This window comes from Streptomyces sp. NPDC050546 (genome assembly GCF_044457425.1).
GTDB lineage: Bacteria > Actinomycetota > Actinomycetes > Streptomycetales > Streptomycetaceae > Streptomyces.
Genome location: NZ_JBITGX010000001.1, coordinates 713864 through 738174, shown reverse-complemented (window position 1 = coordinate 738174; position 24311 = coordinate 713864). Strand labels below are relative to the sequence as shown.

Genomic DNA, 24311 nt, shown 5'->3' with positions numbered 1-24311 from the left:
CGCAAACACCCTGGCTGGAGGACGTTTCGTGTCGTTGATGTTGACCGTGGTCGATGGGGAGAGTGATGCGTTCGACGTCCACCTCGACGCCGACCCCGACACGCCCGTGGGCGGTGTCGCGGAGGCGCTCGCCGGGGCGGGAGGCGTCGCCCGGCCCCCGGAAGGCCTCGGCCTGTACGTCGGCGACCGGCTGCTGCCCGCGGACATGCGGCTGCGGGACGCGCCGCTCCACCACGCCGCCGTAGTGGGCCTGGGCCGCCCGGCCGGTGCCTCGCACGCCGAACCGGACGGACTGGCGGAGGTGCGAGCGGTCGGCGGGACCGGCGCGGGCGCGGTGCACCGGCTCGACATCGGCGAGTACCGGATCGGGCTGGCACGCGACGGGGCCGCCCAGGTGCTGCGCACCGTACCGGAGCGCCCGCTCGCCGTACTGACGGTGGGTCCCGGAGGACGCTGCCGCGTGGCGCGCGACGCGTCCGCGCCGGACGGCGGCACCCTGCAACTGGACCGTGAGGACCTCGCCGAGGCCACCGCCTGGCCGGCCGGCGCACAGCTCCTCGCCGGCGGCTGCCTGCTCGAACTGGCCCTGCCGCAGCGGCCGGACGCGGCCGTGGAGCTGTCGGAGGACGGCACCGGCTGGGACTACAGCCGTCCGCCACGGCTGCGGCCGGCCGAGAACGCCACCCGCTTCACCCTGCCCTCCCCGCCCCCGCCGCCCGCCGCCCGGCCGCTCCCGTGGCTCGCCGCGGCCGCCCCGCTGGTGATGGCGGTGGCCGGGGCGCTGGTTCTCGGCCGCTGGACGATGCTGCTGTTCGGGCTGCTCTCCCCGGTCGTGATCGTCGGCAACTACATGATGAGCCGACGCACCGGACGCGAGTCCCACTCCGAGTCGGTCGCCGCCTACGAGGAGAAGAAGGCGCGCATCGAGGGTGACGCGGAGCAGGCCCTGACGGTGGAACGCACCGCCCGGCGCCGCGGCTTCCCGGACCCGGCCGAGGTCGTCCTGACCGCCGTGGGCCCCCGGCACCGCCTGTGGGAACGCCGCACCACCGACGCCGACTTCCTGGAACTGCGCGTCGGGACCGCCGACCTGCCCTCCGATGTGGTGCTCCAGGACCCGACCAAGGACGAGCACCGCCGCCAGGACCCCTGGACCGCGTACGACGTCCCGGTGACCGTCGCGCTGCGTGAGCACGACGTCCTGGGCATCGCCGGCGAGGGCGTGGCCGCGCGCTCCGTGGCACGGTGGGCGGTCGCCCAGGCCGCCGTCCTGCACAGCCCCCGTGACCTCCAGATCCACCTGCTGACGACCGGCGGCCCGGGCCGGGACGGCTGGTCCTGGCTGCGCTGGCTGCCGCATGTGCGGAAGAAGACCGGCGACACACCGGCCAGCATCGGCTACGGCACGGAGACCTGCGCCCGCCGCGTCGCCGAACTGACCGCGCTGATCGCCGAGCGCGCCGGACGGGAGAACCGGCGCGGCAGGTCCGCCGGACCGGACGTGCTCGTCGTCCTCGACGGGGCCCGCAGGCTGCGTTCGCTGCCCGGCGTGGCGCAGATCCTGCGTGACGGACCGTCCGTCGGCGTCCGCGCGGTCTGCCTCGACGCCGAGGAGCGGCTGCTGCCCGAGGAGTGCCACGCCGTCGTCGTCGAGGAGCCCGGCGGCACCGTACGGGTGGGACGCTCCGGGCGGGACACCGTCGGGGGCGTCCGGCCCGACGCGGTGTCCCTGGACTGGTGCCGCTCGCTGGCCCGCGCGATGGGCCCGCTGCGGGACCCGGGCGGGGCCGACGAGGAGGCCGCGGTGCTCCCCGGTTCCGCGCGGCTGCTCGACGTACTCGCCCTCGACCCGCCGCAGGCGGCCGGTGTCCGGGCCCGCTGGAACGCCGGGGGCCGCTCGACCCGGGCGGCCGTCGGCGTCTCCCTGGACGGCCCGTTCCATCTGGACCTGAGGCGCGACGGCCCGCACGGGCTGGTCGCCGGTACCACCGGTTCCGGCAAGTCCGAACTCCTCCAGACGCTGGTCGCCTCGCTCGCGGTGGCGAACCGTCCGGACGCGATGACGTTCGTCCTCGTCGACTACAAGGGCGGCTCCGCGTTCAAGGACTGCGTGGACCTGCCGCACACCGTTGGCATGGTCACCGACCTCGACGCCCACCTCGTCGAGCGGGCCCTGGTGTCGCTGACGGCGGAGCTCACCCGGCGCGAGCACATCCTCGCCGCGGCCGGAGCCAAGGACATCGAAGACTACGTCGAGTTGCTGGAGCGGAACCCGGCGGCCGGTCACGCCCCGATGCCCCGACTGCTCATCGTCATCGACGAGTTCGCCTCGATGGTGCGCGACCTGCCGGACTTCGTGAAGGGCCTGGTCAACATCGCGCAGCGGGGCCGCAGCCTCGGCATCCACCTGATCCTGGCGACGCAGCGCCCCAGCGGTGTCGTCTCCTCGGAGATCCGCGCCAACACCAACCTGCGCATCGCGCTCCGGGTGACGGACTCCGGCGAGAGCCAGGACGTCCTCAACTCCCCCGAGGCCGCCGGGATCTCGCAGGGCACACCCGGCCGCGCCTATGTGCGCTTCGGCCAGAACTCCCTCGTGCCGTTCCAGTCCGGCCGGGTCGGCGGCCGCCGACCCGGCGCCGCGGCGACCTCGCTGCCGGCTCCCTGGGCGGTGACGGTCGGCTGGGAGCGGCTCGGCGAGCCGCTCCCGCCGCGGCCCCGTGGCGCGGTCGCCCCCTCCGAGGTGGAGACCGACCTCACCGGCCTCGTCAAGGCGATCCGCGAAGCGGACCGGGAGATGGGCATCCCCGCGCAGCACAGCCCCTGGCTGCCGCCGCTGCCCGAGAAGCTGGTCACCGGCGAACTGCCACCGCCCCCGCCCTCGGACTACGACCTCGCGCCCGTCGCGTACGGCGTGGTGGACCTGCCCGCCCAACAGGCCCGGCTGCCCCTGGTGCTCGACCCGGCGACACTCGGACACCTGCACGTCGTCGGTTCGCCCCGGCAGGGCCGGTCGCAGACGCTGCGCACACTCGCCGGCATGCTGGCCCTCGCTCACACCCCGGCCCAGCTGCACCTGTACGGCATCGACTGCGGCAACGGCGCACTGCTGGCCATGGAGGGGCTGCCGCACGTCGGCGCCGTCACCCAGCGCACCCAGCCGGACCGGGTGGCCCGGCTGCTCGCCCGGCTCACGGCGGAGCTCGCCCGGCGGCAGGAGATGCTCGCCGCCCGCGGCAGCGCCGACCTGACGGAACTGAGGCGCGCGCTGCCCGAGGACGAACGGCCGCCGCACATCGTGCTGTTCATCGACCGGTGGGAGGTCTTCGACAAGCAGCTCGGCGAGTACGACTCCGGGAACCTGCTGTCCGGGGTGCAGACCCTGCTCCGGGACGGCGCGAGCGCCGGCGTCCACCTGGTGATGACCGGCGACCGGGCGCTGTTCTCCAGCCGGGTCGGCAACTCCACCGAGGACAAGCTCGTACTGAAGCTGAACGACAAGTCCGAATACGGCATGATCGGCGTGACCCAGCGGAAGGTGCCCGACGAGATCCCGCCGGGCCGGGCACTGCGCGCCGCGGACAAGGCGGAGGTGCAGATCGCGCTCCTCACGGACGACCCCGGCGGCCAGGCGCAGGCCGCGGCGCTCCAGCGGATCGCCGAGCAGTGCCGTGAACGGTCGGCTCACCTGCCCGCCGCCACCCGGCCGTTCCGCGTCGACACCCTGCCGGACCGGCTCACCTGGGAGGAGGCGGCCGGGTACGCGCCACAGCCGTGGCCGCACCCGCGGTGGGCGTTGGCCGGTGTCGGCGGCGACGAACTGACCGCCTCCGGACCGGACTTCTCGGTGACGCCGACCTTCCTGGTGGCGGGCCCGGCCCGGTCCGGGCGCAGCACCGTCCTCGCGACGCTGGCCCTGTCGCTGCTCACCTCCGGGACCCCGGTCGTGATCGGGGCCCCCGCCCGGTCGCCGCTGCGCGACCTGGCAGGACGGCCCGGCGTGCTCGCGGTGTTCGACGAGTCCGACATCGATCCCACGGCCCTGGAGGAGGCGCTGGCCTCCTCGTCCGACGGGGCCGTGGTGCTCCTCGACGACGCCGACCTGCTGCTGAAGACGAAGGCCGAGCCGGTCCTCACGGAGATCTCCAAGTCCGGTACGGAGACCGGCCGGGGGCTGGTCGTCGCCGGGCAGACCGACCGGCTCTCCTCCGGCTTCTCCGGCTGGCACACCGAGGCCCGCCGGAACCGGTGCGGGCTGCTGCTGAAGCCGCAGAACATGAGCGACGGCGAACTGATCGGCGTCAAGGTGCCCCGCAGCCGGCTGGGCGCGGCCCGTCCGGGCCGGGCGATCCTGCACCTGGGCGACGGGGTGCTGCGGACCGTGCAGGTGCCGGAGACGGTGATCGCGGAGCCGGGCACACCTGCCTGACCCCGCCGGACACGCCGTCCGGACACGCCGTCCGGACACAACAGAGGGCTCCCGCCGGTCAGTTCGGCGGGAGCCCTCTCGCATGCGGGGCGGGGCGATGAGCCAGGTCCGGGGGCGGTCGGCCCCCATAGAGCCCGGCCCGAACGGGGCGGCGTTTGCTACGGCGCGATGCGCCAGCGGTGCACGTCGTCTCCGTTCGTGGTGATCCACGTTCCGTCACCGAGGGCTTTCGGATCCCGGCCGATCGGAAACGGGTACCGAACCCGGTGACGAACGGTCAGGCCTGCCACATCGAGCAGGAAATGCTCGGTTTCTTCAGACCACCATTCTTCGCCCACCGCGACAATGACGCGGGAGTCATCGACAAATCCGGAGTCACCCATGATGTACGACTCCTTCTCGGCCCTCAAATCCTCCGAGTTCACCTCGGATTCGATGTGTGGAGTCCCGTCGGGGACAGCACGCCGCACCTGCAACCAGGTGCCACCGACATCCTGCACCAGAACTCTGTCATGCTGTGTGGCCGTCACACGCTCCATGCCCGATGCGAGCTCCATGAGCCGCAGACGGTCATCGACAATATCCACCTTCCAGGAATGCGCGTCGTCCTGGCCCTGCCCTGCGGACAGGAAAAAGGTCGAGGTCTGCCGGAAGGGAGCATCCAGAGCGTAGAAGGCGGAGAATGTGGGGAGAGGCGTCTCGTCGATCACGTTCCCGGTTTCGGATTCGAGAAGAACGCAGCGTTCACCAGGATATTTTCCTGTGTCGTCGGGAGTTCCGGGAACGACGGCGAGCAGGTGTCGCCCGTCCGGAGTCTCCGCACAGACTCCGCTGCAGATTCCTCCGTCGGCCCAGGGAGAGTGCCGGAAGCTCCATACGACCGCACCACCACGGGAGTGATACGACACCGAGTCATGCCGGGACGCCGCGACGCCACTCCCGGCAGGGGTCATGTAATGGCACTCGGCAAGGTCCGTCAGCGGGACAGAGAGGGTGTCGTCGGAAGAGAGCGGCGGCTGGGCGGACGGACGTACCGTCCTGACCACCACCAGGTCCCTGGAGCGTGTCACCAGCCGCAACGTCCCGTTCCGGAACTGCCGCCCCTCAAAACCTCCCCAGGCTTCGGTGGCTCCTTCGACGGTCTCCTGGCCGATGAGCTGGGGGGTCATATCTTCGGGCATGTGTGCTTCCCGTTTCTCATGGGGCTCTGCGAGCGCTGTTGCCCGCCCGCGTTGATCAACTTGGAAATTGGAAATGCCGGATCTGCGTTCCGTGGTCTCCGGGGTTCAGTGGCCCTCTCACGATACCTCCGTAGGACCTGATGAGAGGTTCGCAGAACTCGTCGCACACGCTGCGCATCGCGGCGCCGTGCGTGGGCACCCGCCCCGCCCTGTCGATGAGGAATCCCAGGAGGTTCTCCTCCGCGTGGCCACCGAAATGCAATCTGGGAGAAAAGTACTGATCGTTGGGCAGCCACTTGGCCCCCCGGGCTTCGACGAGCTTCCGCTGTGCTGGAGTCAATTTCGCCTTGCTCGTGCCGGCCACCCAGATGTCTCCGGTTTTGTCATGGATCGCGGCGACCGTCTGACCTGCTTGGCCTCGCTTTTCCAGCACCTTGGACACGTCGGACGCGAGATCCTCCAGCTCTTGGCACGACGGTGCGAGCCCGAGGTCGTCGAACCATGTATGGGGATTGTGCGGATAGGTGCGGGGGTTGGGGGCGGCGTCGAGGCCGAGCGGGTCCGGCGTCGTGTAGCGGGCGGTCTCGGGGTCGTAGTGCCGGAAGTAGTTGTAGTGCAGACCCGTTTCGGGATCCTCGTACTGCCCCGGGAAACGCAGCGGCGTGTGGGCGATCGCGTCCCGGTTGCGTGTGGTGACGCCCCACAGCGTGGCACGGGAGCGCCAGGCGATGCCGCCCTGCTCGTCGACGAGTTCGGTGGGGGTGCCGACGAGGTCGGTGACGATGGCGAAGAAGCGGGAGTCGAACTCGTCCTGGCTCCTCGGCTTGCGCTCCAGCTGCGTGAGAGGGCGGTGGCCGTCGTGGTCCCAGGTGAGGGTGACGCCGGTGGTGCTGTCCGTCTGCTCGGCGAGGCGCGTCTCGTCCCAGGTGAAATACACCGCTTCGGCGGCCGTGACCCCGTCCTCGGCCATGCGGTACTTGGCGGTGCGGCGCCCCACCGGGTCGTACGTGTAGTGCCAGCGCGTGCCATCGGGGGTGACGCATGCGACGAGGTGGTCCTCGGCGTCCCACTCGTAGCGCCAGGTGTCGGGCTTCTTCGACAGACGGCGCTTCTGCCGCAGCACCATGCGGCCCGCGTCGTCGTACTCGTACCGGACCGCGCCGGCGGAGAGCAGACGGGTGTCGCTGTAGGTACGCGGGCCCCGGGCGTCGGTGCGGGGCGCCTTGTCGGGCCAGTTGGCCTCGGTCTGGTTGCCCGCCTGGTCGTAGGCGTAGGACTCGGTCCAGCCTTCGGCCGTGACCGTCAACGGGCGCCCCACCCGGTCCAGTTCCAGCCGTTGGCCTGCCCCCGTCGCCTCGTCGGTGATGGAGGTGACGTAGTTGTCCGCCCGATACGCGTAGGTGCGGGCCCGGACGTTCCCGGCCGGAGTGACCACGTCCTGTGCGACGGGACGGCCGGCCAGGTCCCAGGCCGTGGTCATGGCGACCGGGGAAGCGGTAGTGCCCAGGGCGCGTGTCAGCTCATGCCCGAGGAGATCGTGAGTGAACTCCATGCGGTGACCGTCGGTCGTCAGGGCGCTGCGGTTACCGGCGTCGTCGTAGGCGAGTTCGGTGTACGCGCCGGTGGGCGTGGTGCGTGAGGTGCGGCGGCCCATGACGTCGTACGTGTAGTGGGTGGTGCGGCCGTCCACCGTTTGCGACAGCAGGTTCCCCATGATGTCCCGCTCGAAAGCGAGCGTGGAGGTGGGGGACACCGCGCGAAGGAGAGCGCCCGCCGCGTCATAGGTGTAGTCGGTCCGCACCCCGGCCGCGTCCTTGGACGTCAGCTGACCGAGTGCGTTGTAGGTGTGGGTGATCTCCTGGCCGAGTGGGGTCGTGCGGGAGGTGATACGGCCCGACGCGTCATAGGCGTAACGGATTTCGCGGTTGTCGAAGTCGGCCTCCTGGATGAGATTGCCGACGCGGTCGTAGGTGTAGTCCCAGTTCAGGCCCTGCGCGTTGGTGACCCGGGTGAGTCGGAGCTGGCCGTCGTAGACGAAGGTGGACCGGGCGCCGTCGGGCTCGGTACGCGCCGCGAGCCTGTCGAAATGCGTGTACTCGAAACGGGTGGTGCCGCCTGCGGGATCGGTGCGCGTGAGGCAGTTGCCCTCGCCGTCCCAGGTGAGGTGTTCGGTGCGGCCGTCAGGTGTGGTGCGCTGCGATACGCGGCCTTCGACGGTCCATACCGTGCGGGTGACCGCACCCAGTGGGTCGGTGAGGGTGGTGGGGCGGCCGAACGCGTCGCGTTCGAGCACGGCGGTTCCACCGGAGGCATCGGTGACGGAGAGGGGCAGACCGGCGGCGTCGTTGGCATACGTGGCCGCTGCGCCCGACGCGTCTGTTGCGGTCGCGATGGCACCGGCGCGGTCGTGGGTGAACCGAATGGTGCCCCCGTTCGGGGCGGTCATGGCCGTGGTGTTGCCCAGCTCGTCGTACTCGCTGTGCCACGTCGTCCCGTCGTGGCCGGTCGAGGAGAGAGGGAGGTTCAGCTGGTTGTACGTCGCCGTGGCCCGGCTGCCGCCCGGGAGCTCGACGGCCGTGGGGTTGTGGGCCCTGTCGTACTCGTACCGGGTCGTGTTGCCGAGCGGGTCGGTGCGGGCGAGGAGGTTGTCGTAGCGGTCCCACTCGGAGGTCGTGGTGTTGCCGAGGGGGTCGGTCTCGGCGGTGACCTGGTACAGGTCGTTGAGCTGGTAGACGGTCGTGGCGCCGCAGGCGTCGGTGTAGTGCGTCCGGTGCCGGTCGGGGTCGTAGCTCCAGTGTGAGGAGAGGTAGCCCTCGGGGCCGATGGTCTGTGTGACGCGGTTGTCGTCGTCGTAGACGTAGCGGTACGTGGAGTCGTTCCGGTCCGTCCAGGAGGTGATGCGGGACCGCTCGTCGTAGCCGAACACCAGCGGCTTGCCCGACGAGTTCGCCACGTGCGTGAGGTTCCCGGCCGCGTCATGGCTGTAGGACATGACCTCGACCGGGCCCTCGGGGGTGCTCACCGTCAGACGGGTCAGGAGCCCGGCGAGGCAGTGCACGTCGACCCGGTAGCCGCCGGAGTGCACCAGCCTCGTGGGGGTGCCGTCCTCGAGACGGGAGACGGTGACCTCGTTGCCGTTGCGGTCGTGCCACCCGGTCAGCCAGTACCAGTCGTTCTCGTCGTCAGCGGGCCGGTCCGCGAAGGCGCGGACGACGCCCGTGTGAGGATCGGTGATGCGGTAGGTGACCTCCCCCGCGGCGCCGGTCGGAGCAGCGGTCAGCGGGAGGCGGGGGCCTTCTTCGGGCCACGCCCGCTCATCCGACCCGGCGGCGGGAAGCTTCGGGTAGGTCAGGATCGAGCCGTCCTCTCGGGCCCACAACACCCTTCCCCGGTCGTCCACTTCGAGGCGCTCGTCCAGCGTGGAGGCCCAGGACGGGCCGAAGAACTGGCCGTAGCGGTACGTGGAGAGATGCGTGCGGGTGAGGGCCAGCGGCAGAACGCCGGGCAGCTCCAGATCGGTCTGCGTCAGCAGCATTTCGCCGCTGGCCACATCGACCGGGTCGCCCCTGCAGGTACGGCTGTTCGCGCCCCGGCCGTTGAGGCGGGTGCCGCCCTGCGGATTCCTCATCGAGCCGGGCTTGACCCCCTTGAGGGCCGAACCGATCCCTCCGACGCCCTTGAGGAGCGCGGCCCCGCCCGCGACCATGCCCACGACGCCGAGCACGATCTCGGCTATGTTCCACTCGCCCGTCTCGGCCATGATGGACATGTTGATCCCCAACGACGCCGCACCGGCCACGATGCTGCCGATCGTCAGGGCGATTCCCAGCCCTTGCAGGCCAGGTATCAACAGGGCCAGCACGCCCAGCACCGCGCTGATGATGCCGAACGCCGTACTCAGCGCCTTCTTGATCTTGTCCCACAGGCTGTAGCCGGCGACCGACTCGTCCTTCGCGTCGTCCAGCTTCTGGGCCGCGACGGAGGCGTCCTCCTCGCGCACCTGCCGTGCGTCCTCGGCGAGCATGCGGGCGGCGTCGAGGTCCGCTTGCGCGTCATCGGCTTGCATCTGCGCCGTGGACTGCTTGCTGTGGGCCTCGTCGAGCGCCCGCCGCGTACTCGCCCGCGCCTCCGCGTCGTCCGGAGGATGTTCGGCCCCGTCCAGCCGGCCGATGTCGGCGCCGGCCGCGAGCACCACCTCGGTGGCCGAGGCCAGCCGCTCCTTGGCCTCCCGCCCCTTTTCCAGCGCGTGATCGGCATTCCGCTGCTGATCAAGCAGCGAACGGACATATGTGTCCAGCGCGCCGGCCGCCTGGTCGTACGAGCTGTGCAGCTTGCGCACCTGTTCGGCCAGGTCGCCCAGCTTGTCCCGGAGCTTCTCCATGCTCTTGCCCTCGCCCACCTGCTGGTTCTCCAGCCCGGAGACGAGGGGGAGGGCATCGCCCGCGTTGTCCGCCACGGAGCGATAGCTTCTCGCGAGCTCTCCGAGGACCTCCGCATCACCCGGAGTCGGGTCGTCCGAGAACCCGAAGACCGATTCCCACTCGGACACCGCCGGACGCGCCATGGCCGCGACCTCACTTTCCCTTGTCTGCTTCGCCCATGGGGCTTCCACCGGCCGCTTCCGCCGCGGGAGCTGCTCCGGCCGGGCCGTCCGGGTCCTCGAAGCGGAACGACTCCGCGATCGCGTCGAAGACCTCGTAGAACTGGTCCGCCAGATCCACGTTGGGGGTGGAGCTGGCGAGCACCAGGTAGTCCCGGCTGTTCGGTACCGGGATGAGGGTGTGCCGCATCGCGGTGGGGACCGGTGTCCCCCTGTGGTCCACGTCCTCGATCCTGGTGATCCGCCCGGCCGCTCCGACCTGGGGCAGTTCCAGCAACTCCACCTCGCCGGGGGGCAGTCCGGTGCCTTCCGCCTGGGTGCCGAGCTGCATGCCGGCCGCGACGACGAGGTCTGCCAGATCCTCCGACTGACCCTCGGGAACGGAGATACGGAGCACGGCCGTCGTGGCGCTGAGCACCAGGGGTCCGCTGCCCGCCTTGAGGATCCTGAGCATCCCCGACGCCCGCAGCGCGCCCCGCGCGTGCGCCTCGCGGGCGGTGCGCCGGGTACTGCGGATCAGCTCCTCCACCTGCTCGCGGGAGAGCCGCGGTGCCTTCTTCACCTGGGACTCGATACGGCGGCGGATCGACGCGTCCCGGGTGCTCGGGTCGAGGTCGAGATGCCACCAGGAGTCGGGGAACCTCAGCGTGTAGCCCGCAGGCGCGCCCTCGGGCTGCTCCGTGACCGGATGCGTCATGACGCCCTTCCCTTCCGCACGACGTCTCCTGTCACGCGTCGTTCTTCTGTCACGCGTCCTTCTTCGATTCGTCCAGCGAGTCGGCGCTGTCCTCGTCCGTCTTCGTGAAGTTCTCGGAGATCGCGTCCGCGTTCTCGGAGAACTTCTTCACGTTGTCGTGAACCCGTTCGTGACCCGCCACCCACGCCTTGTCGAACCCGTCGAGAGCCTCAGCGAGCCGGCTGTCGCCGACGAAGCTCTCGAAGTCCTCCCGGTCGCCCGTGGCGTGGAAGAGGGTCGCGCTGTTGCCGATCAGATCCCCGATGTTCTGGAGCTCCCTGGCCGTGTCCTTCAGGTCCTGCACGGGAACGCTGATGCGACCCATCGGCTCCTCCTCTCCTGCTACGGCCGTCCGGCCCCGCCCTCACAGGGGAGGGCGGGGCCGGACGGTGCCGGGCACGTCAGCCGAGGGAGCCGGACGTCTGGTCGTCGGTGTCGACGAACGCGTCGGCGACCTGCTTGATGAACTCGCTGACGCCCTGCAGCCCTTCGATCGCCTCCTGGGTGCCGTTCTTGTACTCCTCCCAGTAGGGACGGAACTTGGTCTCGGAGCCCGGCGTCGCGTAGGCGGCCTCGACCATCTCCTCCATCTTGGTGTTGGCCTCGTGGAGGCTCTGCTGCATGTGCTCTTTCTGGTTCTGCAGCCAGGTCGAGGCCTCCTGCATCTCTTCCGGGCTGATCTGGATGTTGCCGCCGGCCATGCCGATTCCCTCCGTCGCTCCGTATCGCCGCGGCCGTCGGGCCGCACACACCGGGCTCTACGGGGCACCTGCCGGGGTGGTTCACGCCTGTTGCGAAACGGAGGTGCGGCCCGCGCCGGGCAGCGTGCCGTCGAGGGTCCCCGCTGGGAGGACCTTGCTCGAGTTGTGCTCGCGGACGATCCGCCAGCCGTCCGGCGTCCGGCGCCAGACGAGTGAGGTCGTGGTGCGGATGTCCGTGGCGCCGCCGGGCAGGGTGATCCGCGCTACGAACGTCAGGGTGGACGCGGCCAGATCGTGGCCCGCGATGACGTGTGGCCCGTCGTCGACTTCATGATGCGCGGAGACCATCGCGCGAAAGCCGGGCTCCCAGATCGAGCCGTAGCCGGCGGCTGTGGTCGCCACACGCTGATCGGGGTCGAAGTCGTCGTAGAGGCGGACGTCCGGGGAGCCGAAGTCGTAGAACTCGCCGAAGGTGCGCCGGAAGTCGAACGGCGCGTCCCCCTCGTCGCGTTCCCAGCCGAACACCCACCGGACGTGCAGGTCCGCGATCTCTTGTTCAGCGTTCATGGCTCGACGTTAGGGCGGCGGGGGAGGGGCAGGGAGGGTCTGTCACACCCACCCATGCCTGCCCCGCCGGTTGCGTGACAGCATGATCGCGGGCACCGCGGCGAGGACGAAGAGCGCTCCCGCCATCGCTACGTAGAGGTACACGCCGGTCGCCGTGCTCACCGGGGCACCGTCGGCGGAGGCCCCGGGAACGAGGGTCGCCTTGAGCACCTCGCCCCCAAGGATGTTGAAGACGACCGAGCCGAGGGCGAGTACGACCGACACCAGACCGGCGATCGTGCCCTGCCGCTCGGGTGATTCGATGTCTGTCGCCAGGTTGTAGCCGGAGGCGCCGATCGCGCCGGCGGCCATGCCGAGCATGGTGCCGCAGGCGATCGCCACGGGGAGCACTGACACGCCCGCCAGCATCCCGAAGGTCGCCACGGTCCCGACGGCGATGCCGCCGAGGAGGGGCAGCGCGGGACCGAACCGCCCCGCGATCCATCCCGCGCACGTGCCGCCGATCACGATGCCGAGATTGGGCGCGGCGAGCAGCACCGCGATCGCCTCTCCGTCGCCCAGCCCGTACCCGAGCCCCAGCTCGGCGGGCACCTGGGCGATGATGCCCGTCAGTTGCAGCATGCTCCGGAAAGAGCCTGCCGCGAGTACCAGGGCCAGCAGCGTCAGCAGGATCGGGCGGCTGAGGCCCCGGATGTCGATGATGGGTTCGTCGACCCGCAGCGCGAGGAACGCCCAGCCGGCCAACGCCGCGGCACCGGCCGCCGGCAGCGCGAGCATGCCCACGGACAGCCATCCGAGGTCACCCCCGAGGCTGGTGTAGGCGAGCACCGCGCCGAGGCCGCCGCCGAGCAGGAGCGCCCCGCCCACGTCGATCCGGCCGGTGCCGCGGATCGGTGACTCCGGGATGAAGGCACGCACGCAGAGCGCGGCCGCCGCGGCGAGCAGCGCCGCCACGATGAACACGCCCCGGTAGCCGAACACGTCGATGACCGGCTGCATCAGGAACGGCTCGATGATTCCGACGACCGACGAGCCGGACGTCACCAGCCCCACCAGGGCCATCGCCACCCGCGGCGTGCAGATCTGGCGTGCGAGGGCCACCGTGAGGAAGACCGCGGCGAAGGCGGCGCCCTGGAGGAAGCGCCCCACCAGGAAGATCCAGACGTTGGGGGCCACGAGGCAGACCAGCGCTCCCGCGCAGGCGAGGAGCAGCGTGGCGATGAGGATCCGGCGCTTGCCGAAGAGGTCGGCGCTCTTCGCGAGCAGCGGCGACCAGATAGCCCCGGCCAGCATCGCGCTCGCGTTCAGCCACGCGGCCTGGTCGGTGTCGAAATGCTCCAATAACTGGGGCAGGACCATCATGGGCGAGCCGATGACCACGTCGGCCAGGACGTTGGCGAGGGTGAGCACGGCGGCCCAGAGGATGAGCTGCCTGCTCCAGCGTTGCTCCTGGGCGGGCGGGGCGGGCTTTTCCAGTGTGTCTTTCACTCTGCGTTCTCTCCAGCGAGTCGGGGGGTGGTCCGCTGAGGGCCGTCGGGAGTTGTCCGCATCGCTCGCAGCGCCTCGTTGCGGGCGGCGATGGCGGCCCAACTGGTCGGCAGCATGCGGTCGCGACCGCTGTACACACGGTTCTGGGCGAACGTGACATACGGGCGCTGCCGGGCCTCGTACCGTGCGAACGCGGCGGTGTGGTCATCGCCGCTCCGTTCGAGTTCCTCGGCGAGGAAGCGGGCGCCGGTGAGCGCGAGTGAGGTGCCCCGGCCGGACAGGAAGGCCGGGCTGTACCCGGCGTCCCCGACGAGCGCGACCCGGCCGCGGTGCCAGGAGGGCAGATGGATCTGGCTCGCGGAGGTGAAGAAGAAACCAGGATCGGCGAGGGCCGCGTCGAGCAACTCCGGGATCCGCCACGACCGGTGGCCCGCGAAGGCGTCGATGAGGATCTTCTTCTGGGCGTCCAGGTCGCGGTGGTCGTAGTCGATGGGTTCCGAGCGGAACTGGAAGACCGCGACGGCCCTGCCCTTGTACCGGAAGACGCCCGCCATGCGGTTGGGGACGTTGTAGATCGAGTTGGCGCCTTCGGTTGACGCCTCGCCGGGGTGGTCGGCGAGGGCGAAGTAGACACCCAGGTGCCGGAGGTAGTCCTCCTCGGGCCCGAACACCAGCTCGCGTACGACGGAGTGCTGGCCGTCGGCACCGAGCACCAGGTCGTACCGCCCCGTGCGGCCCGATGCGAAACGCACGTCGACACCGCCGCCGTTCTCCCCGTCGCCCTCACCGCCGTCGGTCAGCGTCTCGATCGAGTCGCCGAAGCGGATCGTCGCGGTTTCGGGGAGGGCGTCGGCGAGGATCCGCACGAGGTCCTCGCGGAGGAGCTCGATGTCGTCGTCGGAGTCACTGATCTCCGCCATCGGGATCCGGGCCACCGGTTCGCCCGCGCTGTCGACGAACTGGGTGAGCTCGGACATCCGCACCCGTTGCTTCTGGATCCTGGCGAGCAGTCCCATTCTGTCCACGGCCTCGATCGCGTCACCGCGGATGTCGATGGGTGTGCCCGCGAGCCGGAGGTGGCGCCCGTACTCGACGACGGTGATGTCGTGGCCGCGGGTGCCGAGCTCACGCGCGCAGGCGAGCCCGGCGACACCGGCTCCGGAGACAAGGATGTTCATGTGTGCGCTCCAGGTTTCGCTGAGGTGAGTGTCCGACAGCTAAAGAAACAATCTGTCGCTTTTAGCGAGCGTACTCAGCACCGGCTTGCACCGCAACGCCGCACTTGACGACAATCGGCACCCGAGCAGAGAAACAGGAGGTGAGCGCGGCGATGGCCGACGGGACCGCTGACCGGTCGCCCGCGCGGCGCCCCGGTGGCCGCAACGCGCGCGTGAGAGCGCAGATCCTCGCCGCGACGGTCGAGCTCGTGGCACGCGACGGCATCGCGGGCTTCCGCTACGAGGAGGTCGCCGAGTTCGCCGGCGTGCACAAGACCAGCGTCTACCGCAACTGGCCGGACCGCGAGGAACTGGTGGTCGAAGCCCTGCTGCGCTACGCCGAGGATCTCGCGTCGGTCGCCGACACCGGCGACATCCACCGGGACCTGGTGGACTTCCTGCTGGCCCTCGCCGGTGGCCTGGAAACACCGTTCGGCCGGACCCTCGAACAGGCACTCCAGCCCGCCCGCCAGAGCGCCACCGTCGAGGCGCTCACCAAGATCCTGGACCAGCGCAGGGCCGCCCTGCAGCGGCGCGTGGACACCGCTGTCGACCGGGGCGAACTCCCCCCGGTCGACAGCGCCTTCCTCGGCGAGATGATCTCGGGCCCGGTGCACCTCATCGCCAACCGCGGCATGCGCTCGTTCACCCGCGCGGACGCGGAGCGCATCGTCAGCGTCGTACTCGCCGGCATCCGGGCGACGGCACCCCACGTCTGAGCAACCGCCCTGGCCCCCGGGCGGGTTCAGCTGTGCGCGGCCCTCTGCATCACCTCATCCGACGGTCGCGGCCCGCACACACAGCACGTCCGGCAGATGTGAGGCGAGCTGCTGCCATGTGTCGCCGTCGTCCGCGGACGCGAACACCTCGCCGTTGCGGTTGCCGAAGTAGACACCCGCCGGATCGCCGTCGTCCGCGCACATCGCGTCGCGCAGCACCGTGCCGTAGTGGTCCTCCTGGGGCAGCCCCGCCGAGAGCGGCTCCCAGCTCTTGCCCGCGTCCGCCGTCCGGTAGACGCGGCACCGGTGGTCGGCCGGGACCCGGTCGGCGTCGGCGTTGATCGGGAACACATACGCCGTGTCACCTCGGTGCGGGTGCGCGACCGCCGCGAAACCGAACGTGGACGGCAGGCCCTCGCCGATGTCCGTCCAGTGCGCGCCCGCGTCGTCGCTGCGGTACACACCCCAGTGGTTCTGCAGATACAGCCGGTCCGGGCTCACCGCGTCCCGCGCGACCTTGTGCACGCACTGGCCGAACTCCGGGTTCGGGTCGGGCAGGAACACCGCCGAGACACCCGAGTTGGAAGGCGCCCAGCTGGCGCCGCCGTCCAGTGTGCGGAAGACGCCGGCGGTGGAGACGGCGACCGTCACGGCCTGCGGGTCGCGCGCGTCGGTGAGCACCGTGTGCAGCCCCTCACCGCCGCCGCCCGGCACCCACTTCGACCGGGTGGGGTGCTCCCACAGGGGCCGGACCAGTTCGAACGTCTCCCCGCGGTCCTCCGAGCGGTACAGCGCGGCCGGTTCCGTACCCGCGTACACCACGTCCGGCTCGGCGGCGGCCGGGTGCAGCTGCCACACCCGCTCCAGGGACGCCCCGGTGTCCTTGGGGAACTTGACGGCGGGGTGCGCCGGTTCGGTCCAGGTGCGGCCGAGGTCGTCGGAGTGGAACACGGACGGGCCCCAGTGCGCGCTGTCGCCGCCGGCCAGCAGCCGAGGGGTCGCGCCCCGGGTGTCGACGGCGACCGAGTACACGGCCTGCGCGTTGAAGTAGGGACTCTCGTCGAACTCCCAGGCGCCACCACCCCGCCGGCGCCCGATGAACAAGCCTTTGCGCGTGCCCACGGCGAGCAGTACCTCGGCCATGCCGATCACCTCCGCGGCGTCGTCGTCGACGCCCTCGTCTCTGACACCGGCCAGTCTGCACCCCACCACTGACAGTCACCTCTGGAACGGGCTCCGATGCAGGTCAGGCGGGTGTCGGAGGCCGCCGCGGGGTTCTTCGGAGCGCGTGCCGGGGGGCGCCCGTACGGGCCGGGCGGCGTGGGGGCCGTCACGTCGGAGTAGGTGCAGTGAGCATCCAGGGGCCGTCTTCCGTATGCAGAGGGCGGCGGGATGGTCATGCGCGCATGAGGAGGATGCCTTCGATGGCGTTACGAGGTCCGAAGGTGTGGCTGTGGCGCTGGCGGCGCAATCCGCTCAAGCGCCGCGCCGACAGGGTGGAGGCCTGGGTCGTGCTGGGCGTGTGGACACTGACCGTGTTCGTCGGGGTGCTGGCCGGGACGACGGTCAGCGGGTCCGTCGAGGACGGGCTGGCCCGGGAGCGCGTCGAGTGGCGGCCCCTCGTGGCCCGGCTGGACGAGCGGGCTCCCGGGAGGGCCTCCGAGAACGGTGGCGTGTCCCGTACCGAGCAGGTGTGGGCGAAGGCGACGTGGACCGCTGTCGACGGCTCCGCGCACTCCGGACAGCTCCGGGTCCCGGCGGGCAGCGCCGCCGGGACACCGGTCACGGTGTGGACGGACCCCGAGGGCCGCCAGGTGACCCGCCCGGTCACCGAGTCCCAGGCCCACGTGCGGGCCTTCCTGACCGGCGGCGTGGCGGGCATCGGCGCCGCGGCCCTGCCGCTGGTCGGCGGCCGGGCCCTGCGCCGCCGGCTGGAACGCGGCCGTATGGACCAGTGGGACGCCGAGTGGTCCCGCTTCGGGCCGATGTGGGGACGTACGACGGGGTGAGGCTCGGGGAGGCCGCCCACGGATCTCACCTACCCGTGTCCCACGCCGGCCAGCGCCTCCCGGCACACCCGCAGCAACCCCTCGTCCTCGTGGATGTCGTGGCTGCCGTAGCCGCGGACGTCGGCCCGGTGCCGCCGTGGGGACGCGAGCTCGGTTCGGAGCAGGTCGTGCAGGGGTGCTCCCGCGAGCCCCAGGGTGGCCACACACCCGGCGACCGGCGTGCGGGTGCGCGGATCCTCCGCCCACGCGGAGCGGAGGACGGGAAGGAACTGTTCCGGCTCCCCGGCGATCCGCCACACCGCGCACGCGGCCGTGGCCCGCTCCCGTGCGTCGCCGGAGCCGGCGATCCGCCGCAGCCCGGGCAGGGCCGGGCGGGCCGCCGGTCCCAGTCGTGCGAGTGTGTCCGCGGCTGCCGCGCGGCGACGCCGGTCGCCGCTGACGGTCAACTCGCGGAGCAGCGCGGGCAGCACGGTGTCCGGCTCGCCCGTGATCGACCACAGCGCCTCCGCCGCCGCCACGGCGCGGTCCGTCTCCAGCAGTCCGCGCAGATCCGGTACCGCCTCGTCCGCGGCCCTGCCGAACGCGCCGAGGGCACGGACCGCCGCCCCCGTGAGGGCGTCGCGCGGCCGCGGCCCGTCCGGCATGCCGCGCAAGAGGCGTAACACCGCGGGTATGGACTCGGCGTCGCCCAGGGCCGTGAGCGCCGACAGCAGGGGAGCGGCCCGCTCGTGCGTGTCGGGGCCGTCGGGCGGAACGCGGGCGAGCCGGCGCCGCAGAGCGGGAGCCAGCGGCGAGGCCGCCGGCCCCAGGTGGGGTATCGCGTAGCCCAGGTCGTCCGGCACGACCGGGCCCGCCAGCACCTCGGACAGCACCGGCGTGGCCCGTGGATCCCCCGTCCTGGCGAGGGCCTTGAGCGGACCGCCCAGCGTCGGCCCGCCCCGCTCCCCGTGCCGGAGGCGAAACTCGGGACGGAGGGTCACCAGCGCGTGGAGGTGGTCCGCGGCCGGCCCGGCCAGCTCGAAGAGCTCCACCAGGACGGCGGTCGCCGCGTCATGCAACCGGCCTTCGTCGGCTCCCAGTTGGGCACCGATGAGGGCGACCGGCTCCGCGCCGCCGGTACGCCACTCGCGGAACAGCCCGGCCGACATCCACACGGCGTTGCACCGGTCGAGGGGATCCGGGCTGGTCAACTGCCCGCACAGCAGGGCGACCCGGTCGGTGACCCGGCTGCCGAGCGCGGAGTGCAGCGTCCGCATCAGCTGGGAGCCCTCCTCGTCCGAGGGGCGCAGGCGCCGCAGCCGGTCGGCGAGCGTGTCCGGGCCGGGACGGCCGCTCCCGTGGCCGGTGCGGGTGTGCTCCCCGGATCTGTCCCTGAGCAACCGGACGACGGCCGGTACGAGATTGGCGGGAAGTAGCTCCGGCGCGCATCCCGCCAGCTGGCCGAGCGCGGCGAGCCGCAGCCCCGGGCCGTACGGGGGGCCGCTCAACTCCGCCAGCAGGTCCACCGCCCCGGAGGCGTGCTCCTGGTGCCGCCCGGCGAACAGGCCGAGGCTCGCGGCCAGGGCGAGCAGAACCCGGTCGTCCCGCTCCACGGTGATCCGCTCCCGCAACAGGGCGAGCACCCGGGCCGGTGGACCCAGGAACCGCACGAGCGCGCCCGCGGCCGCCCGGCGAACCCCGGCGTCCGCGTCCCCCGCGAGCCGGACGAAGACATCGGCGCCCGCGTGCAGCGCGGCACGGGCCATCGCGGCGTTCTCCTCCGCGGAGGCACCTTCGTCACCTGCGATGTCACCGATGCTGACGAGGAGTTCCACGACGCCGGCCCGGTCCCGCACCTCCTCGCGGACGGCGAGTGCGAGGAGGAACGGAACACAGGCGAGGGTCGCGTCGTACACGCCTCCCTGGTGGTGCACGGCGCCGTACATCCCGTCGAGCGCGCTCTCCCGCTCGGCCGGGTCGGCGGAGGCCAGTCCCCGGAGCAGTCCGGGCACGTCCTCCGCGCTGCCGTACGCATGCCGCAGCGAGGCCCAGTCGACCTCGTCGATCCCCCTGAACACGTTGTCCTCCCCAGGCGAAGTACCAACTGACGGGGAGTCTGCACCACGGCACTGACAACGAAGCGGAATCGGGAGATGACGGTGCGCGATCTGTGCGCCGGTTGGCTGACGACAGCTCAGTCCCTCGCCGGCAAGCGGTGGTTCGGTCCCCGTTCAGTCCCCTCCGGGCAACGCGCGCTCCAGGATCGCGTCGAGGCCGGCCGTCTCCGGCAGCGTCCCGAACGCCTGCCCCCAGTCGCCCCCGAGCCGGCTCGCGCAGAACGCGTCGGCGACCGCCGGCGGGGCGTACCGGACGAGGAGGGAGGCCTGGAGCGTCAGGGCCATCTGCTCCACGAGCCGGCGGGCCGTCGTCTGCGACGCCTCGGGCAGCCGGTCCTTGAGCCGGGTCACCGCCGCGTCCAGCCGGGCGTCGGCGCCCCGGGCCAGGTCCAGCTCGCCGAACAGCGCCTCGGCGGTGCCCGGTTCGCGGCTGAGCGCCCGCAGCACGTCGAGGGCGTTGACGTTCCCCGAGCCCTCCCAGATCGACAGCAGGGGAGCCTCGCGGTAGTGCCGGGGCATGCCCGAGTCCTCGACGTAGCCGTTGCCGCCGAGGCACTCCAGGGCCTCCGCGGTGAAGGCCGGACCCCGCTTGGTCACCCAGTACTTGCCGACGGCGGTGGCGATCCGGCGGAACGCGGCCTCCGCCCCGTCCACGTCGTCTCCGCGGACCGCCCGGTCGGCCGCCCCGGCCAGCCGCAGGGTGAGCGTGGTGGCGGCCTCGGACTCCAGCGCCAGATCGGCCAGCACATTGCGCATCAGCGGCTGGTCCACCAGCCGGGCGCCGAACGCGCTGCGGTGGCGCGCGTGGTGCCCCGCCTCGACGAGGGACTTGCGCATCAGCGCGGCCGACATCATCACGCAGTCGAGACGTGTGCAGTTGACCATCTCGATGATGGTCTTCACCCCGTGGCCCTCGGGCCCGACCAGCCAGGCCACGGTCCCGTCGAACTCGGGCTCGGAGGAGGCGTTGGAGCGGTTGCCCAGCTTGTCCTTCAGCCGCTGGATGCGGAAGGTGTTGCGGGTGCCGTCGGGCAGTACGCGCGGCACCAGGAAGCAGGACAGGCCGTCCGGGGCCTGCGCCAGCACGAGGAACACGTCGCACATCGGCGCCGAGGTGAACCACTTGTGCCCGCGCAGGGTGTACACCCCGGGCTCGGCCGTGGGCGTGGCCGTCGTGGTGTTCGTCCGGACGTCGGAGCCGCCCTGCTTCTCCGTCATCCCCATGCCCGCCAGCAGGCCCCGCTTCTGAGTGGGCACCCGGAGGCCGGGCTCGTACTCCCGGCTCGTCAGCAGCGGCTCGTAGACCTTCGCCAGCTCCGGCTGCCTGCGCAGCGCGGGTACCGCCGCGTAGGTCATCGATGTCGGACAGCCGTGGCCGGCCTCGGTGTGCCCCCAGACCAGTCCGCCGGCGGACCGGGCGACATGCGCCCCGGGCCTGTCGTCGGCCCAGGGCGACGCGCCCAGCCCCTCCGTGATCGCGGTGCGCATCAGGTGGTGCCAGCTCGGGTGGAACTCGACCTCGTCCACCCGGTTGCCGTACCGGTCGTGCGTGCGCAGCTCCGGCTCGTGACGGTTGGCCAGATCGGCCCACTCCTGGGCCTGGGCGCTGCCGGCCCGCCTGCCGAGCCGGCGCAGTTCCTCCTCGGCCCACCCGGCGCCCTCCCGCCGCAGGCCCTCCAGCAGGGCCTTGTCGTCGGAGGCGTCGTACGGGGTGAGAGGCGGGGCCTGGTTGGTGACGTCGTGCGTGGCGGGTCCGCCGTCCGCATGCTGTTCGTCCAGTGTCGAGACCATAGGCCGAGTGTTGCACTCCGTCTGCGACCGCAGCAATACTGCAACATAGCTGCCGCCGCGTACAGTACGTGACCATGCCGATGAACGTCCCGGCGCGGCCCGGCGCACTCGACCTGCGCCCCCTGTCCGCGCGGTCGGTCGTGCTGAGCCTGCTGCTCGGGACGCATCCCCCCGAACTGCCCGTCAGGGAGCTCGTGCGGCTCGTGGAGGGCTTCGACGTCGGCGGCTCCACGCTGCGGGCGGCGCTCAGCCGGATGGTGGCCGCCGGTGACCTGCGGCGCACGGACATCGGCTACCGCCTCAGCGACCGGCTGCTGGAACGTCAGCGCCGCCAGGACGACGCCGTACACCCTCGAACCCGCGCGTGGGACGGCGACTGGGAGATGGTCGTGATCACCGCGACGGGGCGCGGCCCCGCCGAACGCGCCGACCTGCGGGCCCGGCTGACCGGACTCCGCCTCGCCGAACTCCGTGAGGGGGTCTGGCTCCGGCCCGCCAACCTGGACCGAGCCCTCCCCGGCGATCTGGACCAGGTGTCCCAGTGCTATACGGCCCGCCCCGACCGGCCCCCGCGCGACCTGGCCGCGTCCCTGTGGCCGCTGGTCACCTGGCCTGCCACGGCCCGCGCGCTGCTCGGCCACATCGCCGACGCACACCGCCCGGCCGATCGCCTGGCCGCCTTCGCCGCCGTCGTACGGCACCTGCTGGCCGATCCGGTCCTGCCGCCCGGGATCCTGCCCGCCGACTGGCCCGGCGCCGAACTGCGCGTGGCCTACACCGACTACCAGCAGGAGCTGATCGGGGAGGTCCGCGCCCGCGTGCGGGGCGCATGACGCGGACGGCCGTGCGCGGCGCCCGCCGGGACGCTGCGCACGGCCGCCTTCACCGTGGGGGGGGGGCTGCTTGAGGTACTACCGGTGGCTACTACCGCTATCTACTACCTGTAGGTGACGTCCGAGGTCGAGTACAGGCAGTTCTTGCTGTCGGGTCCCGACCCCACAGCGGTGTTGTTGTTGTACTTCTGGCAGGGGACGACCTTGCGGCCGGAGTCGTTGCGGATCGTGATGCCCCGCAGCGTCGCCGCGTCGTTGCGGTTGACGTTGATGCCGACGATGCGCGCGGTGGAGCCCGTGCCGGTCACGTCGATGTTGCTGAGGTTGACCTTGCGCGTGTACTGCGTGGAGCAGTCGCCGCAGGAGCGGTAGAGCGTCTTGAACTCCTGCACCGCGAAGTTGGAGATGCTCAGCGTGCCGCCGCCGTTGTGCTGGAAGACCTTGTCCGCCGCCTTCTTGGCGCCGCCGCCGATCACCTGGTACGTGGCGCCGTTGCCGCCGCGGAAGGTGGCGGCGTCCTCGCCGACGTCCTCCCACCAGACGTTCTGGAGCGTGCAGCTGCCCTCGCAGTGGATGCCGTCGGCCGCGGGGGCGCCGAGGATGACGTTCTTCAGCACCGCGCCGTTCGCGAGCTTGAAGATCGGGTCCTGGCCCTCCTGCTGTCCGTCACCGGCCAGGTCCCCGGTGCCGTAGTACCGCTTCATCCCGTAGTCCTTGGTGCCGGACACGGAGATGGTGGAGGAGGTGCCCTGGCTGCCGTTGGGGGTCGGCCAGGTGGCCGCGCTCGCAGTGGGTGCATGGGTGGTCATGATCATGCCAACCGAAAGGCCGAGGGTGGCCAGTGCTCCGGTCAGCGCGCGCCTGCGGGCGCGCGGACGTGTCGCAGAAGTCATGTCCCGATTCCTTCTGTCGTCTGAGTGAGTGAGGGGGAGTTGCGGTGTCCGGGCGGACGGGGTGTCAGAGCCTTCCGGCGCCCGCACCCGACGTCACCGAGGTGACGACGGACGAGGCCGGCTCCGCCGAATAGCCGTACGGCGGGCTGGTGAAGCTGCCGACGCGCGAGACCTCGGTCGCGGCTCCACCGAGATCGTTGCCGCGCAGGTTGGCGTATCCGTCGACGTCGCTGCTTCGGTTCGTGGTGACCGCGATCTTCGTCGAGCGGAAGACGTTGTTCTCGACCAGCATCTGGGCGCCCATGCGCGAGTGGCAGGCGGTGTCGGCGCCCTCGACGTAGTTGTTGTAGAAGTGCCCGGTGCCGAAGCGCAGGCTGGGGATGCGCGAGTACACGTTGGCGAAGTGGTTGTGGTGGTACGTCACCCTCAGCTTGCCGGTGTCCTCGCTCGCGTTGTTGTCGCTGTGGCCGACGAGTGAGCCCTTGAAGTGGTTCTTGAAGGTGTTCCAGGACACCGTCACGTTGTCCGCGCCGTGGTTGACGTCCAGCAGGCCGTCGTAGAAGTCCTTGTCGTGGTCGCGGTCGGCCGAGAAGGAGTTGTGGTCGATCCAGACCCTGGTGGATGCCTCGACGGTGATGCCGTCGGCGGGCGCGACCGGCTTGCTGATGTTCAGGTTGCGGACGACGACGTTCGAGACCTTCTTCAGCCGCAGTCCGCCACCGGTGAACCCGGAGGCCGAACCCACGCCCAGAACGGTCGTGTTGGACCCGATGTCGACCTGACCGCTCAGCGAGATCAGGCCGTTGACCCGGACGACCTTGGCCGTGTTGCCGGTGACCGCCGACTTGAAGGCGCTCAGCGTGGAGACGGTGACCGCCGAGGCGCTGCCGCCGCCGGTCGTCCCCGCGCCGAACCCGATCGGCGAGGTCTCGGCGGCCCCGGCCGGCTGGGGAACGGCCAGGACCGCCACGGTCGCCAACGCGGACGCGGCGGCGACGGCGAGGGTGGATCTGTGTACACGTGTACGTGGGGGAGTACGCATGTGGGGTGC

Annotated in this window: 17 protein-coding genes; 4 read left to right on the top strand and 13 right to left on the bottom strand. The window is 71.4% G+C overall.

What is annotated here, in order from left to right; genetic code table 11:
• The first annotated feature begins 37 nt into the window (after window positions 1-37).
• Window positions 38-4429: an FtsK/SpoIIIE domain-containing protein gene (locus ACIBK5_RS03300; protein WP_399016229.1), complete on the top strand. Its 4392-nt coding sequence runs from the start codon at window positions 38-40 to the stop codon at window positions 4427-4429.
• A gap of 158 nt (window positions 4430-4587) precedes the next feature.
• On the opposite strand, the gene ACIBK5_RS03295 is transcribed toward ACIBK5_RS03300, so the two are convergent.
• From ACIBK5_RS03295 to ACIBK5_RS03260, 8 genes are all read right to left on the bottom strand, one after another.
• Complete coding sequence (locus tag ACIBK5_RS03295) at window positions 4588-5610, bottom strand: hypothetical protein (RefSeq protein ID WP_399015611.1); 1023 nt, start codon at window positions 5608-5610, stop codon at window positions 4588-4590.
• Window positions 5611-5665: 55 nt separating this feature from the next.
• Window positions 5666-10174, bottom strand: coding sequence for a DUF6531 domain-containing protein (locus ACIBK5_RS03290; protein WP_399015609.1), 4509 nt, complete (start codon window positions 10172-10174; stop codon window positions 5666-5668).
• 10 nt (window positions 10175-10184) lie between these two features.
• Window positions 10185-10907 (bottom strand): hypothetical protein, encoded by a 723-nt coding sequence (locus tag ACIBK5_RS03285; RefSeq protein ID WP_399015607.1) that lies wholly within the window; start codon window positions 10905-10907, stop codon window positions 10185-10187.
• Window positions 10908-10956: 49 nt separating this feature from the next.
• The gene (locus ACIBK5_RS03280; protein WP_399015604.1) at window positions 10957-11271 is read right to left on the bottom strand and encodes a hypothetical protein; all 315 of its coding nucleotides are present in this window, start codon (window positions 11269-11271) and stop codon (window positions 10957-10959) included.
• Between the two features lie 76 nt (window positions 11272-11347).
• Window positions 11348-11647 carry a WXG100 family type VII secretion target gene (locus ACIBK5_RS03275; protein WP_399015602.1) on the bottom strand — a complete coding sequence of 100 codons (300 nt, stop codon included), beginning with the start codon at window positions 11645-11647 and terminating at the stop codon, window positions 11348-11350.
• An 81-nt stretch (window positions 11648-11728) separates the two neighbouring features.
• Entirely contained in the window at window positions 11729-12214 is a 486-nt protein-coding gene (locus tag ACIBK5_RS03270; protein WP_399015601.1) for a YybH family protein, read from the bottom strand.
• Between the two features lie 42 nt (window positions 12215-12256).
• Complete coding sequence (locus tag ACIBK5_RS03265; RefSeq protein ID WP_399015599.1) at window positions 12257-13702, bottom strand: MFS transporter; 1446 nt, start codon at window positions 13700-13702, stop codon at window positions 12257-12259.
• Window positions 13699-14880 (bottom strand): FAD-dependent monooxygenase, encoded by a 1182-nt coding sequence (locus tag ACIBK5_RS03260; protein WP_399015596.1) that lies wholly within the window; start codon window positions 14878-14880, stop codon window positions 13699-13701. The genes ACIBK5_RS03265 and ACIBK5_RS03260 overlap by 4 nt, the downstream gene beginning before the upstream one ends.
• A 152-nt stretch (window positions 14881-15032) precedes the next feature.
• Here ACIBK5_RS03260 and ACIBK5_RS03255 point away from each other — a divergent pair, with 152 nt between their 5' ends.
• On the top strand, window positions 15033-15638 hold the full coding sequence (locus tag ACIBK5_RS03255) for a TetR/AcrR family transcriptional regulator (protein WP_399015594.1): 606 nt from the start codon (window positions 15033-15035) through the stop codon (window positions 15636-15638).
• Window positions 15639-15692: 54 nt separating this feature from the next.
• On the opposite strand, the gene ACIBK5_RS03250 is transcribed toward ACIBK5_RS03255, so the two are convergent.
• Window positions 15693-16850, bottom strand: a complete 1158-nt coding sequence (locus ACIBK5_RS03250) for a WD40/YVTN/BNR-like repeat-containing protein (RefSeq protein WP_399015592.1) — start codon at window positions 16848-16850, stop codon at window positions 15693-15695.
• A 212-nt stretch (window positions 16851-17062) separates the two neighbouring features.
• On the opposite strand from ACIBK5_RS03250, the gene ACIBK5_RS03245 reads away from it, so the two are divergent.
• Window positions 17063-17647, top strand: coding sequence for a hypothetical protein (locus ACIBK5_RS03245; protein ID WP_399015590.1), 585 nt, complete (start codon window positions 17063-17065; stop codon window positions 17645-17647).
• 29 nt (window positions 17648-17676) lie between these two features.
• Here ACIBK5_RS03245 and ACIBK5_RS03240 read toward each other — a convergent pair whose 3' ends face one another.
• A complete protein-coding gene (locus ACIBK5_RS03240) occupies window positions 17677-19704 on the bottom strand; it encodes a HEAT repeat domain-containing protein (protein WP_399015588.1) in 2028 nt (675 codons plus the stop codon).
• Window positions 19705-19857: 153 nt separating this feature from the next.
• Window positions 19858-21534 carry an acyl-CoA dehydrogenase family protein gene (locus ACIBK5_RS03235; RefSeq protein WP_399015586.1) on the bottom strand — a complete coding sequence of 559 codons (1677 nt, stop codon included), beginning with the start codon at window positions 21532-21534 and terminating at the stop codon, window positions 19858-19860.
• A gap of 74 nt (window positions 21535-21608) precedes the next feature.
• Between ACIBK5_RS03235 and ACIBK5_RS03230 the strand changes: the two genes are divergently transcribed.
• Window positions 21609-22367, top strand: a complete 759-nt coding sequence (locus tag ACIBK5_RS03230; protein ID WP_399015584.1) for a PaaX family transcriptional regulator C-terminal domain-containing protein — start codon at window positions 21609-21611, stop codon at window positions 22365-22367.
• A 104-nt stretch (window positions 22368-22471) separates the two neighbouring features.
• Here the strand turns inward: ACIBK5_RS03230 and ACIBK5_RS03225 are convergent, their stop codons facing one another.
• Window positions 22472-23260, bottom strand: a complete 789-nt coding sequence (locus ACIBK5_RS03225) for a pectate lyase (protein ID WP_399015582.1) — start codon at window positions 23258-23260, stop codon at window positions 22472-22474.
• 64 nt (window positions 23261-23324) lie between these two features.
• On the bottom strand, window positions 23325-24302 hold the full coding sequence (locus tag ACIBK5_RS03220; protein WP_399015580.1) for a polysaccharide lyase family 1 protein: 978 nt from the start codon (window positions 24300-24302) through the stop codon (window positions 23325-23327).
• Window positions 24303-24311: the final 9 nt, after the last annotated feature.